This is a genomic window from Bradyrhizobium sp. HKCCYLRH3073, assembly GCF_051167995.1.
GTDB lineage: Bacteria > Pseudomonadota > Alphaproteobacteria > Rhizobiales > Xanthobacteraceae > Bradyrhizobium.
Genome location: NZ_JBNPUD010000001.1, coordinates 226,626 through 242,476, shown reverse-complemented (window position 1 = coordinate 242,476; position 15,851 = coordinate 226,626). Strand labels below are relative to the sequence as shown.

Here is a 15,851-nt window from a genome sequence, read left to right as displayed (position 1 = left end):
TGCTAGCGCGGCCGGCTGCGCTCGATCAGCTCCGCCGCGCCGTTGGCAAGCAGATCGAGCCCGACCGCCCGGCCGAGCTCGCGCGGACGATCCGCCGGCGCCGAGCGCTGCGCCTCGATGAAGTGGCCGCCATCCTCGTCGAGCACCGAGGCGGTCAGCGTCAGCTGACCGCCGTCGATGGTCGAAAAGCCAGCGATCGGCGAGTTGCAGTGACCGTTGAGCACCCACAGCACCTCGCGCTCGGCGTCGGCGCAGGTCCGCGCCGCCGCATCGTCGATGGTCGCCAGGATGCGCCGCGTGTCCCAGTCGGAGGCTGGGCATTCGACGGCGACGATGCCCTGCCCGACCGCCGGCAGCATGTCGGCGACCGGGAAGTCATAGGAGGCGCGGTCGGACAGGCCGACCCGCTCCAGCCCGGAGCGCGCCATGATCAGCGCATCAGCCGGCCCCACGGCGCCGCCGTCCGGCAGCTTCTGCAGCTCGCCATTGTCGAGCTTGCGGATGCGGGTATCGGCCGCGCCGCGAAAATGGATCAGCTCGGCCTGCGGAAACAGTCGTCGCGCATAGGCGGCCCGGCGCACGGCATTGGTGCCGATCTTGAAGCCCCGGCCGCCATCGTTGCGGAATTCGTCCAGCGACAGCCCCCGCCGCAGCACCAGCACGTCGCCCGGCGGATCGCGCGACAGCAGCGCCGCAACCACCAGCCCCGGCGTTTCCTCGTTGCCCGGCATGTCCTTCAGCGAATGCATTGCTGCATGCAGCCTGCCATCCAGCATGGCGCGGCGGATCTCGGCCACGAACGCCCCGCCCTTGCCGCCATGGGTGAGCAGCTTGCTGGTCTGGTCGGAATCGCCCGTCGTCTCGAACTTGACGATCTCGATGTCGAGCGACGGAATCGCGGCCTGCAGCCGGCGGGCGATCTCCTCCGTCTGCGCCAAGGCCATCGTGCTCTTGCGGGTGCCGATCCGGAAACGTGTCACGAACTCATTCCTGCGTCAGCGCGCGTCCTGCAAGATCATGTCGGAGGCCTTCTCCGCGATCATGATGACCGGCGCGTTGGTGTTGCCCGAAACCAGGTCCGGCATGATCGAGGCATCGACCACGCGCAGGCCGTCGATGCCGCGCACGCGCAGGCGCTGATCGACCACGGCGACAGCATCGGTCCCCATCCGGCAGGTCGAGGTCGGATGGTAGATCGTGCTGCCGGTCTGCCGGCAATAGGCCAGGATGTCGTCATCGCTCACGATCTTGGACCCCGGATAGGCTTCACCCGAGACATACGGCTTCAGCGCCGGTGCCGCCAGGATTTTCCGCAGGATCCGGAGGCCATCGACGTTGGCCCGCCGGTCGGTTTCACTGGCGAGATAATTGATGCGGATTTCCGGCGGCACCGTCGGATCCGCGCTCCTGATCCGCAGCGAACCGCGGCTTTCGGGCCTAAGCTGGCAGACCGAGGCGGTGAAGCCGGAGAAGGTGTGCAGCTTCTCGCCCATCTTGTCGGTCGAGAACGGGATGAAGTGGATCTGGATGTCCGGGCTCGCAAGCCGCGGATCGGTCTTGAAGAATGCGCCGGCCGTCCCCGCCGCGATCGTCAGCGGACCGTTGCGGAAGGCCGCATAGCGTGCGCCAGCCAGCACCTTGCGCACCGGATTGTTGACGATGTCGTTGAGCGTGATGCGCTGGCTGCAGCGCATCACGATACGCACCTGCAGATGGTCCTGCAGGTCACTCCCGACACCGGGCGCATCGAGGACCACGTCGAGACCATGCTGCTTCAACAGCTCGGCCGGACCGACCCCGGACAGCTGCAGCAGTTGCGGCGAGTTGTAGGCGCCGCTCGACACCAGGATCTCCCTGCGGGCGCGGGCCGTCCGCATCCGGCCGCGCTGGCTGAACGTGACGCCGCCGGCCCGGCGTCCCTCGAACACGATCCGCTGGGCCAGCGCGTCGGTCTCGACGTGCAGGTTGCTGCGACCGAGCGCCGGCCGCAGGTAGGAGGCCGCGGTGCTGGCGCGACGGCCGCGCCGGGTCGTCGTCTGGAAGAACCCCGCGCCCTCCTGGCTCGCACCATTGAAGTCGCCATTGAAGGGCAACCCGGCCTCGACCGCCGCCTTCACGAAGGCTTCAGACAAGGGGTCCTCGTGCCGCCAGTCGGACACCGGCAGCGGGCCGTCGATGCCATGATAGTCGTCGGCGCCGCGGGACTGATTTTCCGCCCGCTTGAAATAGGGCAGCACGTCGTCATAGCCCCAGCCGACATTGCCGCGCTGCCGCCAGCGGTCGTAGTCCTCGTGCTGACCGCGCACATAGAGCAGGCCGTTGATCGAGCTGGAGCCGCCGAGCACCTTGCCGCGCGGCTGAAACACCGAGCGGCCGTCGAGCCCCGGCTCCGGCTCGGTCTGGTACATCCAGTTGACGGTCTTTTCCTTGAACAGCTTGCCGTAGCCGAGCGGAACGTGGATCCAGATGTTGGTGTCCTTCGGACCGGCCTCGAGCAGCAGCACCGTGTGCTTGCCGTCACTGCTGAGCCTGTTGGCGAGAACGCACCCGGCCGAGCCGGCACCGACCACGATATAGTCGAACTCCAGGTCCGTCTCACGCAACGCTGCGCTGCCTTCCATCGCTTCCCCACCGGCCTTGTTGTTGTTTCATCCTCGATGATACCAAAAGCCGGCGCATGCAAGCGGCAAATCAGCAGGTCTGGTCGGCCATCTCAGTCATGACTGCTTCAGCAGCCGCGCGGCGTGCCGTGCGATCATCATCTCTTCATCGGTATTGACCACCCGCACACGCACCCGCGACTGGTCCGAAGAGATCAAGGAATGGCTCGCGCGGTTGCGGCTTTCGTCCAACGCGATCCCGAGCCACTCGAATCCCTGGCAGACGCGCTCGCGAATGCGCCATGCATGCTCGCCGATCCCGCCGCAGAACACCACCGCGTCGATGCCAGAGAGGATCGCGGCCATGGCGCCGAGCTCGCGCCTGATGCGGTCGACGAAGTAGTCGATCGCCTGCCGCGCCTCCGTCGTGCCGGCGGCCTCCAGTTCGCGCATGTCCTGCGACAACCCCGACAATCCCTTGAGGCCCGAGTGATTGTAGAGGAGATCGGTGACCGCCTCGGCCGTCATGCGCTTCTCCTCAAGCAGATAGAGAACGACGCCAGGGTCGAGCTGACCGCAGCGCGTGCCCATCGGCAGACCGTCGAGTGCCGTGAAGCCCATCGACGAACCGATGCTCTGCCCATCCCGGATCGCACACATCGAGGCGCCGTTGCCGAGATGCATCACGACCACCCGGCCCTTCTCGTCGAGCGGAGCGATCTCCTTCAATCGCGACACGACGTATTCATAGGACAGGCCGTGAAAGCCGTAGCGGCGGACGCCCTGATCGTAGAACTCGCGCGGCAAGGCGTAGGTGTCGTTAACCCAGGGGTGCGAGCGATGGAACGCGGTATCGAAACATGCGACCTGCATGGCGCCAGGAAAGGCGCGATGTGCGGCGCGGACACCAGAGAGATTGTGAGGCTGGTGCAGCGGCGCCAGCGGAATGAGCTTTTGCAGATCATTCAGAACATCGTCATTGACGACGATCGGCCGCGTGAATGCGAGCCCGCCATGAACGACGCGGTGACCGACGGCGTCGACTTCGGTGCGGCCGATGGCGCGCTGCAGGACCTCGAGCACGACGCCGAGAGCCGCTTCGTGATCGGCGGCGCTCGCTGCATCCAGGCGTTCATCGGCCAGCGGAGCGCCCCTCAGCTTTGCTTCGAGATGCGGCGCGTTACGGCCAAGCCCCTCGATCTGGCCATGCACGGTCTCGACAAGGACGGCATCTTCCTCGAACAAGGCGAATTTGATCGAGGATGAGCCGGAGTTGAGGGTCAGGATGTGTTGCATCGGTGATGCCGCCTCGTGACGAATGTTGAACTGATAAACTGCAGAAAATACGAATTATTTCCATGACGATCCGAAGACGAACAAAACGCTAGGTTGCATTCTGACACCGAATTATCGTCTGCCATCGTACCCAAGGTTGAGTCGGACCCGCGGGAGGGCCATTGCGTGAATATGCCTCGACATCTCCTCCCGACCACCGTGGTCGGAAGCTACCCGCAGCCGGATTGGCTGGTCGATCGCGCAATGCTCTCGAAATCCGTTCCCCGCATTCGCATGCAGGGCATGTGGCGCATTCCCCGGCCGCTGCTCGACGACGCCCAGGACGACGCGACCATCGTCGCGATCCACGACATGGAACAGGCGGGGATCGACATCGTGTCGGATGGCGAGATCCGGCGCGAAAGCTACTCCAACCGGTTCGCGACCGCGCTCGACGGCGTCGATGCCGACAATCCCGCCATCATCATCTCGCCGTCCGGGATCAAGACGCCAGTGCCGCGCGTCGTCGGTCCGATCCGGCGGACGCAGCCGGTCGAGCTGCGCGACATGGAGTTCCTCCGCCGTAACACCCGGCGTGCCGCCAAGATCACCCTGCCCGGGCCGTTCACATTGAGCCAGCAGGCCCAGGACGACTTCTACGGCGACGACGAGGCGCTCGCGATGGCTTTCGCCGAGGTCGTCAATGCCGAGGCCCGCGACCTGCAACGCGCCGGCGCCGACGTCATCCAGCTCGACGAGCCCTGGGTCCGCAACAATCCGCAGGCGGCGCGGCGCTATGCCGTCAAGGCGATCAACCGGGCTCTGGATCATATTACGGTGCCCACCATCGTTCACGTCTGCTTCGGTTATGCCGCCATCGTGCCGGGCTCCAGCAAGCCGAGCGGATATGCGTTCCTGGCCGAGCTTGCCGATTGCCACGCTGCGCAGATCGCGATCGAGGCGGCGCAGCCGCGGCTCGACCTCGGCGTTCTCAGAGATCTCTCGACCAAGACCATCGTGCTCGGCGTCCTCGATCTCGGCGATCCCGAGATCGAGCCGATCGCTGTCGTGGCCGAGCGCATCCGCAACGGCCTGAAAGTGGTGGCGCCCGAGCGGCTGGTCGTGGCGCCCGACTGTGGCATGAAATATCTGCCGCGTGCGACCGCCTTCGGGAAATTGAAGGCGATGTGCGCGGCGGCGGCGCGGGTGCGCGAGGAGCTCGCCTGAAAGCCCAATATGGCAGATACGGCGCATGTCGGGCGCGACGCTCCACGATGGCGCCACCCTGCAAACCCATTTCCGGAATAAGGCAGGCGGTGAGCGCCGGGGGGGGGGTCGGCTGGCCCGATTTCGTCGCGAGGGAGGCTCCGATGGCCGTCTGCATCACGTCGAGGAACGTCGCCGCCGCGATCGGCATGCTTGCCGGCGCAGCGGTGAGCGGGACCGCGATGGCCGACCCGCTCGACGACATCATGGGCGGCCTGATGCGCGACGCGCGCAGCTCGTTTGCGCGGATGGTGCCGATCGGGCTTGTGCCGACCATGCCATCACTCCAGCCGCCTCCCATCCAGCAGCCAACGGCACTGCCACCATCCTCTCGGCCCGCGCTCCCGCCGCAGGCTCAGGCCGTCAAGCCGCAGGCGGTAGCGAAACCATTGCGCCCCCGACCGCCGCTCAGTCCCGCCGCGGCGACGTTGGCGGCTGCCGATGCTGCCGAGACGGTCGCCGACGCCAATCTCGATGCCGCGCTGGCCGCCAACGAGAAGGCCATTTCCGACCGCGACGCGGCGGAGGCGCTGGCGAAGGCCAATCCCACCGCAGCCAACATCGCGGCGGCCAAGGCCGCGGCCGAGGCGGCGTACACCGCCGAAGCGAACCTCACCGACGCGCTGTTGGCCGACAAGGAGACGGATGCACGCCTGAAGGCCGCACGCGCGGCCGTCGCAGCGCAGCAGAGCGGCCGTAAGTCCTCAGGCAAGCCGCCGTCGGCGGTGCCGGTCAGCCTCGCCGACAAATAGCCGGCGGCGCGCTCACAGCGCGTCGGCCCGTTCCAGCGTGTCGATCGTGACCACGCCGTGGGCGCGTGAAACGCAGGCGCAGAGCTTGCGGCTGTCGTGCTTCTGCTCGGCGCTGAAGAACACGTCGCGATGATCGATCTCGCCCTCGACTTCGACCACGTCAACCGCGCAGACGCCGCACTCGCCGCGCCGGCAATCCGCCATGACCTCGTGGCCGGCGGCATTCAGCACGTCGAGCATCGAGCGGTCGCGCGGCACAACGATCTCCTCGCCGCTGTCGCGCAGCCGGACCTTGAACGGCTCGGTCGACAGCCGGCCGCTCGATCCGAACGTTTCATAGCTGAGATCGGCCGGCACGCGGCCGCACGCCGCCCACGCGCTGCGCGCGGCATCCAGCATCCGCATCGGTCCGCAGAACAGCACGGCTGCTCCGGACGGCAGACTCGAAAAAAGATCGGACAGGTCCAGCCGCTGCGACTGATCCGCGGCATACACCGTGAGACGGTCGCCGAGCAGCGCCGCGAGCTCATCGACATAGGCCGCATCACCGCGCGATCGCACCGCATAGTGCAGCGAGACGTTCGGCGTCTTGCGCAGCAGCGCGTGCGCTGCTCCGACCAGCGGCGTGATGCCGATGCCGCCGGCGACCAGACAATAATGCTGATACTGCCAATCGACCTGCAGCAGCGAGGTCGGGCTCGCCACGTCCAGCCGGGCGCCGGGCTGCAGCGACCACAGATAGCGCGACCCGCCGCGGGAATCCTCGGCGAAGCGCACGGCGATCCGGTAGCCACGCGGGTCCGCCTCGCCGACCAGCGAATAGGAGCGGACATCGGGCTGGCCGGCGGCGAGGACGCCGACCTTGATGTGGCTGCCGACCGCATAGGGCGCGCAGACATAGCCGTCGGGCCGCAGGATGAATTCGCGGATGCCCGGCGCAAGGTCGCGTGTCGAGACCAGGGTCGCAGGCGACCAATTGTCCTGGAAACGCATGATCGCCTCCTCAGCCGTTGATTTGCGTCTTGATCAGCACCGCCGCAGGCACCAGGTCCATCGGACCACGCGCCTTCACGGCGAGCCGCAGGTTGCGGGCCGCCAGCCGGGCATGCTCGCGCATGATGCTCTCGGCGCGGGCGCCCTCGCGGTTCTCGATCGCATCGATGACGATGCGGTGATGCTCCTGCGCGACCACCAGGATGTGACGCGCCTCCGGCAGCGCCGATTGCGCCATCACGAAGCCGCTCGGCGAGGCGAACGGCAGCGCGCTGGCGCGGTCGACCTGGCGGATCACCGGCGGGCTGCGCGACAGTTCGGCCAGCAGGGCATGAAAGCGCGCGTTCAGCGCCACATAGGCCGAGAACCCGTCGAACGAGAGCTCGGCCGGCGCGATCAGCTCGTCGATCTGGGCGAGGCACTCGCGCATCGGCTCGGTGTCGCGCACGGACACGCCGCGCTCGGCGGCGAGCCGCGCCGCCAGTCCTTCCATCGTGCCGCGCACCTCGATGGAGTCGAGCACGTCGCGCTCGGAGAACGATTTCACCATGAAGCCGCCGGACGGAATGGCCTCCAGCAGCCCCTCCTCCTCGAGCCGCACCAACGCCATGCGCACCGGCGTGCGCGAGACGCCGGCGGCCTCCACCGCCTGCAGCTCGGAGATGCGCTCGCCGGGGCGCAAGCCGCCGGTGAGGATCAGGTCGCGCAAGGTGAGCTGCGCACGTACGGTCTGCGAGATCGAACGCTCGCTGTCACGCTCGGCCATTCCATTCTACTCCGCGGCTTCACGCAGCGGCGTTTCGCGCGCGATCATCCGATCGATGATCCGCCGTGCCCACATTGCGCCTGCATCGATGTTGAGGTTGTAGAACACGCGTCCCGGATTCTCGTCCATCGCGCGCTGCTGCGCTTCCAGGATCAGCTCGTCTTCGCGGAAGATGCCCGACACGCCCTCGCGGATCTCCGTCGTCAGCCGCTGCTCGGAGAGCTGGTAGTTGCGGGCGAACGCCCAGAAATAATGGCAGGTCTTGTCGGTCTCCGGCGTGATGGTGTTGAGCACCATGCCGTTCACGCCCTGCGAGCGGTCACCCTCCGGCGCGCCCGTGCCGGCCGGTGCAACGCCGACGTCGATCGTCACCGTGCACGGCGCTTCGAAGCGGATGATCTGCCAGCGGTCCACCAGACCGGGCTTGCCGAGCTGCTTCGCCCAGAACGGCGGCGGCTCGATGCCGCGCATCCAGCGCGTCACGGTCGCGGTGCGCTCGCCATGGGTGACGTCGAACGGCGCTTCCGCCACCGCGTCGTTGCCGATCGACGAGCCGTGCACGAAGGTCTCGTGCGTGAGATCCATCAGATTGTCGACCACCAGCCGGTAGTCGCATTTGACGTGGATGGTCTTGCCATCGCCCGCCCAGGCCGGATCGTGATTCCAGTGCATGTCGGGAATAACGGCCGGATCGGCCAGCGCCGGATCGCCCATCCACAGCCAGATGAACCGATGCCGCTCAACCGCCGGATAGGCACGTACGCAGGCCGAGGGGTTGATGGTCTCCTGCGACGGCATGAAGGTGCAGCGGCCCTGCGGGCTGAATTTCAAGCCGTGATAGCCGCAAACGACGGTGTCGCCTTCCAGCCGGCCCTTGGACAGCGGCACCAGCCGGTGCCAGCAGGCATCTTCGAGCGCGGCGATGGTGCCGTCGGCCTTGCGAAACATCACGACGTGCTTGCCGCAGATCGTCCGCGGCAACAGGGCCTGCTTGACCTCGGCGTCCCAGGCCGCGGCGTACCAGGCATTCATCGGAAAAGAAGCGGCCATGGCGTGTCCTCGTGGCAGTATACTTCTAGCTGATCATTGTATACAGCAACCAGCCAGGATGCGCAAGTTTCGCCTTATACCGGCAGAAAATTGCCAATCCTGTATACAATAGCCGCACGACGGTTCCACTCCAAGGAACAAGGCTGACAGAGAATCCTTTCCGATTCAAGCACTTGCGCTGATTCCTCGCTGCGCACTCCGAAAAAGACTCACCCGCTCGGTAACGGCCCCAGAGATCCTCCGGATCAGCCCCCCTTGGCGAGAGCTGTCCCGTTCGGAGCGCGGCACCGGCGAGGCAGGGGTCGATGATCACAGCCCCTCGCCCCGAAGCCACGCGGCGCCGCGTGCATAGAGCGCTTCGACCTCCGGCCCCTTCAGCCCGGGCATGTCGCGCTTCACCGTGTAGCCGATGCGCGTCTGCAGATAGGCGAGATGCCGATACCCCACGGGAAACTGCTCCAGCAGCGCGCGATCCAGCGCCGGCACCGCGCCGGGCGTCACCGGGTCCATGCGATCCTTCTCGTAGATCGGCTGGCGCAGCACGATGCCCCATTTGCCCGCGCGCTTCTCGAGGAAGTCGTAGAAGCGGCCGGTGCAGAGCACGTCGCACACGACGCCTTCGACCTCGGCCCGCTGTGAGATCGTCATCTTGGTCTGGGAGATCGCGCGCGGGCCGGCAAGGTCGACGGAGATGCCGCCGAGGAAGTGCAGGATGTTGACGCCCTTCGCCCAGGCCGCCTTGCTGATCTCGATGAACTCGTCGCCGGTGCCCTGCGTCCACGTCGCCATCATCCGCCCGTCCGGATGCCACACCGTGCGGAAGCGCTCCCAGTCGCCGGCATCACGCCAGATCGCCCAGTTCTGCAGCAGTTCGCGGATCTGGCGGTCGTCTTCGATCTCAGCGGCGGTCCTGGTCATGGTGGTTTCCTCCTTGTGTTGTCGCTGCTGGATACGGGATCGCGGACGTACTGCAAAGTCACGGCTGCTCATAGCTGCCCGGACCGCGCGACAAATTCGGTGTCGTCCCGGCCTTGAGCCGAGCCCCATAACCACCGGCCCTCGGGGTGAGGCGAGATCGGTCGGCCATCGTGCCTCGAACTTCTCGCTGTGGTTATGGGGTCCTGGATCGGCGCGCGCCGTGGCGCGCTTGTCCGGGACGACACCGAATGTGAGGCGAGCGCGTGCTCCCCGCGGCGCGCAGCGCCCGAGTGATGCATTCGTCATGCCCCTCTGAACAACGAGAGGGCGCGAGGAAGGCCGGACCTCGGCTGAGGCCCGTGGCCCGCCTGCTCAAAAGAATGCAGGCGGCAGGTACCACAGGTACAGCCGGATAGACCCGGCCTTCCCCGCGCGATGGTTTTACGGTGTCCTTCGTGCTCTCCCTGGGGATCGGCGTTCTTGCCCCCATTTTGCGACAACGCGCTTGTGGCGCTTTGCGCAGACCTCAGCGTCGAGAGGCCAGGACCACACGACTTCGCCGTCCGTCACGACTGCACTCGTCTGGCGCAGCCGTCACGTCCATCGCAGCCCACCTCAACGTTCGTGACGACGCGTACGTCCCTCTGCTCGAGGCGGGTTGCCGGCATATAAGCATGATTTCTGAAAAAGCGCAATCTCATTTATTTGCTGCAGGGCGATCACCGCCGGATGCCCTCGATCTCCGCGAGGGACCGGACAGCCCCATGCGCGCCCCGGAGGAGCATGCCAGGCTGCGGCTGCAGCGCGAGCTCACGCCCTTGCCCGCTCACATCCAATTGACCGGTCGTGATCGATCCAGAGCGGCTGCCCCCGCTTGATTCATCTGATCGCGTTCGATTAGTTAGCCGCAACCAACAGAACGGCGGGAAACAAACGCTTCACGACCTCCCAAGGTGCTGCACAAGGCTTCGTCGCACGATGTGCTCTTCCGGATGATGACTCCCTCCATCGCACAGGCCGGGCCGCTCTGAACCGCCGCGCTCGGCGCGCCCGATCTCTCAGCTTCCATGCCGACGACCGCCGGTTCGGTCGGCCCGATCCTCTCAGCTGCATCCGACGCGCGTGCCGCCGGTGATCGATCCTGCATGTCGATCAGGATCCGGCGCCGCGACGGCCAACTCAGGAGCGACACGTCACATGATCTCCGCCGAACACCTGACCCGCCAATACGGGTCATTCGCCGCCGTCGACGACGTCTCCTTTGAGGTCGGCGACGGCGAGATCGTCGGCCTGCTCGGGCACAACGGGGCCGGCAAGACCACGATCATGAAAATGCTGACGGGCTTCCTCGAGCCGACTGCCGGCACGGCGACCATTCATGGCCATGACATCGGCAAGCAGCGCCGGCAGGCGCAGGCGCTGATCGGCTACCTGCCCGAGAATTGCCCGCTCTATCCGGAAATGACGGTGGTCGAATTCCTCGACTACGCAGCGGAGCTGAGAGGAATCCCGCCGGGCGCCCGAGCGCAGGCGCTGCGCGATGCCATCGCCGCCACCGGTCTTGCGGAAAAGGCCACCGCGCCGATCGCGAGCCTGTCGCGCGGCTACCGGCAGCGCACCGGCGTCGCACAGGCGATCCTGCACAAGCCGAAGATCGTGATCCTCGACGAGCCGACCAACGGCCTCGATCCGTCGCAGATCGCCCAGATGCGCGGACTGATCAGGGATCTCGCAAAGACCGCGACCGTGATTCTGTCGACCCACATTCTCCAGGAGGTCCGCGCCGTGTGCGAGCGCGTGCTGGTGATCAACCGCGGCCGGCTGGCGCTCGACACAAGGATGAGCGATCTCGGCGGTCCTGGCCGGTTGCGTCTTGTGACCAGCGGGCCGCCGGACCTCGTCGAGCGGCTGGTCACGGGGCTTGGCCTCGTGACCAGCGTGGAGCGGCTGACCGCCGCCGAGCCCGGCCATGCCTATGCTCTCAACCTCAATGGCCACGCGGCGAGCGCCGTGGCGCCGGCCGTCGCCCGCGTCATCACCGACAACAAGCTCGATCTGTTCGCCCTGCATCCCGAACAGCGCGATCTCGAAACCCTGTTTGCCGACATCACCGGCGCCGGCGCGCCGACCCCGGAGGCCCTGCATGCATAACGTTCTTCGTGTCGCTCGCAAGGAGCTGGCCGTCTTCTTCGCCTCGCCTGCGGCCTTCATCTTCATGGCCGCGTTCCTCGCCGTCACCCTGTTCCTGTTCTTCTGGGTCGACCGCTTCTTCGCCCGCAACATCGCCGACGTCCGGCCGCTGTTCGAATGGATGCCGGTGCTGATGATCTTCATCGTGTCGGCCATCACGATGCGAATGTGGAGCGAGGAACGGCGCGCCGGCACGCTGGAGTTCCTGCTGACCTCGCCGGTCGCGCCGCTGCAGCTGGTGCTCGGCAAGTTCCTCGCCTGCCTCGCTTTGGTTGCGATCGCGCTGGCGCTGACGCTGCCGCTCCCGATCACGGTATCCATGATCGGCCGGCTCGACTGGGGACCGGTGGTCGGCGGCTATCTCGCCGCGCTGGCCCTCGCCTCCGCCTACATCTCGATCGGCCTGTTCGTCAGCGCCCGCTCCGACAACCAGGTCATCAGCCTGATCGTCTCCACCCTGATCTGTGGCGCGTTCTATCTGCTCGGCTCCAACACGCTGACCTCGCTCACCGGCAACGAAGGCGGTGAGCTGCTGCGGCAGCTCGGGGCCGGGTCGCGCTTCGAGTCGATCGCCCGCGGCGTGATCGACCTGCGCGATCTCTATTACTATCTCAGCATCTTCGGCGTCTTCTTGGTGCTCAATCTCTATGTCCTGGAGAGCCTGCGCTGGTCGTCGCAGGGCCGCGCGCCGCAGCACCGGCGCTGGCGCATGGTGGCCGCGCTCACGGTGGCCAATCTCGTCGCCGTCAACCTGTGGCTCGGCCAGCTCCCGGCCGCACGGGCCGATCTCACCGCGGGGCACATCTACTCGATCTCGGACGAGACAAGGAGCTATCTCGGCCAGTTGCAGGAGCCGCTGCTGATCCGCGGCTATTTCAGCGCCCAGACCCACCCGCTGCTGGCGCCGCTGGTGCCGCGGCTGCGCGATCTCCTGAAGGAGTACGAGATCGCAGGACAAGGCAAGGTCCGGGTCGAGTTCGTCGACCCGATGCAGAACGCAGCCCTCGAGGCGGAAGCCAACAAGCAGTACGGCATCCAGCCGGTGCCGTTCCAGACCTCGAGCAAGTATCAGGCGTCGGTGACCAACTCCTACTTCAACATCCTCGTCAAATATGGCGATGAGTATACGACGCTCGGTTTCCGCGACCTCATCGAGGTCAAGGAGCGCGGTGACGGCGACAGCGAGCTCGACGTCAATCTGCGCAATCCCGAATACACGATCACCCGCGCGATCAAGAAGGTGCTGAACGGCTATCGCGGCTCCGGCGACGTGCTGGCCGGCCTGCCGCAGCCGGTGACGCTCGAGGCTTACATCTCGGCCAAGAACCTGCCCGAGCCGCTCGCCAAGCTGAAGACCGCGCTGCAGGAGCTGATCAAGGACTACCAGAGCAAGACGCCGGGCAAGCTCGACGCGAAGATCGTCGATCCCGACGCGAATGGCGGCCAGATCGCCAAGACCCTGCAGGACGAATACGGCCTCGAGCCGCTTTCGGTCGGCCTGCTCAACCCGAAACGCTTCTGGTTCCATTTGATCCTGAAGAGCGGCGACAAGACCGAGCAGATCCAGCTGCCGGAGCAGCTCGACAAGGACGGCTTGAAGCGCAACATCGACGCCGAGCTGAAGCGCTTCACGCCCGGCGCGCTGCGCACCGTCGCGCTGTACACCCCGCCGGCGCAGCAGCCGATGCCGCAGCTCGGCATCCCCGGCAGCAGTGGGCCGTCGTTCGATCTGCTGCAGCAGAAGCTGCAGGAGAACACGCTCGTCGACGCCACCCAGCTGAAGGACGGACGCGTTCCCGAGCGCGCCGACATCCTGTTCGTCGCCTCGCCGCAGCAGCTCGACCAGAAGCAGCTGTTCGCCGTCGATCAGTTCCTGATGAAGGGCGGCACCGTGATCGTCGCCACCTCGCCCTATCAGCCGTCGCTGCGCGGCAATCTCGACGTGACCAAGACGCCGTCCGGCCTCGAAGACTGGCTGGCGTTCCAAGGCGTGAAGGTCGGCGACAGCATGGTGCTCGACCGCCAGAACGCCTCGTTCCCGATTCCGAGCGAACGCGACGTCGGCGGCGGCATCAAGGTGCGGCAGATCCGGCTGATGGACTACCCGTTCTTCGCCGACATCCGCAGCGACGGGCTGGCGCAGGGCGCGGCGCCCTCGGCCGGCACCCAGCAGCTGACGCTGTCCTGGGCCTCGCCGCTGACGATCGATGCCGACAAGGTCGGCAAGAAGCGCAAGATCGTGGATCTGATCCAGAGCTCGCCGCATTCATGGACCGCCAAGACGACCAACGTCGTGCCGGACTTCAAGGCGCATCCCGACACCGGCTTCCCTCCTGCCGAGAAGCAGGGGCGCCAGCTGCTCGGGGCCATGATGGAGGGCGAGTTCACGTCGTTCTTCGCCGGCAAGCCATCGCCTCTCGCCAAGGACGCTGCCGAGCCCAAACCCGACGCGAAGCCCGATGACGCGGCAAAGACGGCGGCTGCCGATGCCAAGCCCAGCATCACCGGCGTGATCTCCCGCTCGCCCGAAAGCGCGCGGCTGATCGTGATCGGCTCGGGCACGTTCCTGTCGGACGACGTGCTGCAGCTCGCCTCCAGCGTCGACCGCACGCAATACCTGGCGCCGCTCGACTTCGCCCAGAACCTGGTCGACTGGTCGCTGGAGGACCGCGGGCTGCTGGCGCTGCGCAGCCGCGGCGGCCAGTTCTCGCGCACGCTCGCGCCGATGCAGAGCGGCGGCCAGATGTTCTGGGAATACCTGAACTATGCGCTCGCGCTCGCAGGGCTCGCCCTCGTCTACATCGTGCGTCGCGCGCTGCGGCTCGGCGCCCAACGGAGATATCTCAACATGCTCGGCATCGCGGAGGCGCAGACATGAAAGGGCTTCCCATCCTGCTCACGGCGCTGCTGGGTGGCCAGCTCGCGCTGGCTCTCACCTTCGCGGTCAACCGTTCCGATCATGCCGCGTTCGACGCCAAGGAGCCGCTGGTCGCGTTCGCGCCGGCCAAGGTCGATCAGGTCGCGATCGACGACGATGCCGGCCACACCGTCACCCTCGCGCGCAAGGACGGCAAATGGGTGATCCCCGCCTTGGCCGACTTTCCCGCCGACACGACGAAGGTCAATGGCCTGCTCGACCGCATCGCCGGCCTGAAGAAGGGCTGGCCGATCGCGAAGACCGAGGCCGCAGCCGAGCGCTTCAAGGTCACCGAAAAGGTTCATGAGCGCCGCGTGGTGCTGACGAGCGGCGGCAGCCGGGTCGGTGAGCTCCTGGTCGGGACCTCGCCGGCGTATCGCCAGGTGCATGTGCGGGCCGGCGATGCCTCTCCGGTCTTTGCCGTCGAGCTGGCAACCTACGACATCGGCGCGGAGCCCAGCGCCTGGATGCAGCACGACATGCTGGACACGCCGCGCGACAAGATCGCCAGCGTCAATGTCGGCGACGTCACCATCGATGGCAAGGACGGCAAGTTCACGCTGGCGGGGCTCGGCAAGGACGAGAAGCCGCGGCCCGACAAGATCGACGCCCTGGTCAGCGCGATGGCGCATCCCCCCTTCGATAACGTGCGCGGCAAGGGCAAGGCGGCGCTGGCGCAGACGGATGCGCCCGACGTCACCGTCACGCTGAAGCGGACCGATGGAAGCGCGCTGACCTATCGCTACAAGAAGGACGCCGGTGGGGGCTATCTGTTCACGCGGTCGGCGGAGGACTATCTCTTCCATGTCAACGCCGACGCCGCCGCGCCGGTCGTGCAGGCCACGCGCGCGGCATTGATCGAGCCGCCGAAACCGGACAAGGCGCCGGACGCCAAGAGCTCGAACGACAACAGCTCGAACAATAAGAGTTCGGACAACAAGGGCGCAGACGCCAAGAGCCCTGATGACAACGTTAAGAAGGCCGAGACCTCAGGCGCCAAGACGGATCAGGCGCCGGCAGCGTCAGAGGCTGTTCCGCCGTCATCCCATGGCGCCGAGCAGGCCGCTCACGGCGGCGCGGAACCGCCAAAGTCGCCCGGCGGCTAGCGCACCGCGATGCGCAAA

The 15,851-nt window shown here is 66.6% G+C and carries 12 protein-coding genes; 5 read left to right on the top strand and 7 right to left on the bottom strand.

Translation table 11 applies throughout. From position 1 onward, the window contains the following. Positions 1 to 2: 2 nt before the first annotated feature. From hemC to ACQR1X_RS01075, 3 genes are all read right to left on the bottom strand, one after another. Entirely contained in the window at positions 3 to 980 is a 978-nt protein-coding gene (gene hemC, locus ACQR1X_RS01085; protein WP_315805852.1) for a hydroxymethylbilane synthase, read from the bottom strand. Between the two features lie 15 nt (positions 981 to 995). Next, a complete protein-coding gene (locus ACQR1X_RS01080) occupies positions 996 to 2,621 on the bottom strand; it encodes a GMC family oxidoreductase (RefSeq protein WP_434892969.1) in 1,626 nt (541 codons plus the stop codon). 96 nt (positions 2,622 to 2,717) lie between these two features. Then, the gene (locus ACQR1X_RS01075) at positions 2,718 to 3,896 is read right to left on the bottom strand and encodes an acetate/propionate family kinase (RefSeq protein ID WP_434894827.1); all 1,179 of its coding nucleotides are present in this window, start codon (positions 3,894 to 3,896) and stop codon (positions 2,718 to 2,720) included. 171 nt (positions 3,897 to 4,067) lie between these two features. On the opposite strand from ACQR1X_RS01075, the gene ACQR1X_RS01070 reads away from it, so the two are divergent. Together ACQR1X_RS01070 and ACQR1X_RS01065 are read left to right on the top strand one after the other, a co-directional pair. Beyond that, positions 4,068 to 5,102 (top strand): uroporphyrinogen decarboxylase family protein, encoded by a 1,035-nt coding sequence (locus ACQR1X_RS01070; RefSeq protein WP_434845635.1) that lies wholly within the window; start codon positions 4,068 to 4,070, stop codon positions 5,100 to 5,102. Between the two features lie 143 nt (positions 5,103 to 5,245). Next, complete coding sequence (locus ACQR1X_RS01065) at positions 5,246 to 5,893, top strand: hypothetical protein (RefSeq protein WP_434898173.1); 648 nt, start codon at positions 5,246 to 5,248, stop codon at positions 5,891 to 5,893. 12 nt (positions 5,894 to 5,905) lie between these two features. On the opposite strand, the gene ACQR1X_RS01060 is transcribed toward ACQR1X_RS01065, so the two are convergent. From ACQR1X_RS01060 to ACQR1X_RS01045, 4 genes are all read right to left on the bottom strand, one after another. Next, on the bottom strand, positions 5,906 to 6,886 hold the full coding sequence (locus ACQR1X_RS01060; protein WP_434898172.1) for a PDR/VanB family oxidoreductase: 981 nt from the start codon (positions 6,884 to 6,886) through the stop codon (positions 5,906 to 5,908). Positions 6,887 to 6,896: 10 nt separating this feature from the next. Continuing rightward, entirely contained in the window at positions 6,897 to 7,652 is a 756-nt protein-coding gene (locus tag ACQR1X_RS01055) for a GntR family transcriptional regulator (RefSeq protein ID WP_315805847.1), read from the bottom strand. Between the two features lie 6 nt (positions 7,653 to 7,658). Continuing rightward, a complete protein-coding gene (locus ACQR1X_RS01050; protein ID WP_434898171.1) occupies positions 7,659 to 8,702 on the bottom strand; it encodes a Rieske 2Fe-2S domain-containing protein in 1,044 nt (347 codons plus the stop codon). A gap of 309 nt (positions 8,703 to 9,011) precedes the next feature. Next, positions 9,012 to 9,620 (bottom strand): nuclear transport factor 2 family protein, encoded by a 609-nt coding sequence (locus tag ACQR1X_RS01045; protein ID WP_434898170.1) that lies wholly within the window; start codon positions 9,618 to 9,620, stop codon positions 9,012 to 9,014. A gap of 1,197 nt (positions 9,621 to 10,817) precedes the next feature. On the opposite strand from ACQR1X_RS01045, the gene ACQR1X_RS01040 reads away from it, so the two are divergent. From ACQR1X_RS01040 to ACQR1X_RS01030, 3 genes are read left to right on the top strand one after another with little or no spacing between them, the layout of a single operon-like run. Further along, positions 10,818 to 11,771 carry an ABC transporter ATP-binding protein gene (locus tag ACQR1X_RS01040; protein WP_434898169.1) on the top strand — a complete coding sequence of 318 codons (954 nt, stop codon included), beginning with the start codon at positions 10,818 to 10,820 and terminating at the stop codon, positions 11,769 to 11,771. Next, positions 11,764 to 14,688 carry a Gldg family protein gene (locus tag ACQR1X_RS01035; protein ID WP_434898168.1) on the top strand — a complete coding sequence of 975 codons (2,925 nt, stop codon included), beginning with the start codon at positions 11,764 to 11,766 and terminating at the stop codon, positions 14,686 to 14,688. Before ACQR1X_RS01040 ends, ACQR1X_RS01035 begins: the two co-directional genes overlap by 8 nt. After that, on the top strand, positions 14,685 to 15,833 hold the full coding sequence (locus ACQR1X_RS01030) for a DUF4340 domain-containing protein (protein ID WP_434874163.1): 1,149 nt from the start codon (positions 14,685 to 14,687) through the stop codon (positions 15,831 to 15,833). Before ACQR1X_RS01035 ends, ACQR1X_RS01030 begins: the two co-directional genes overlap by 4 nt. Positions 15,834 to 15,851: the final 18 nt, after the last annotated feature.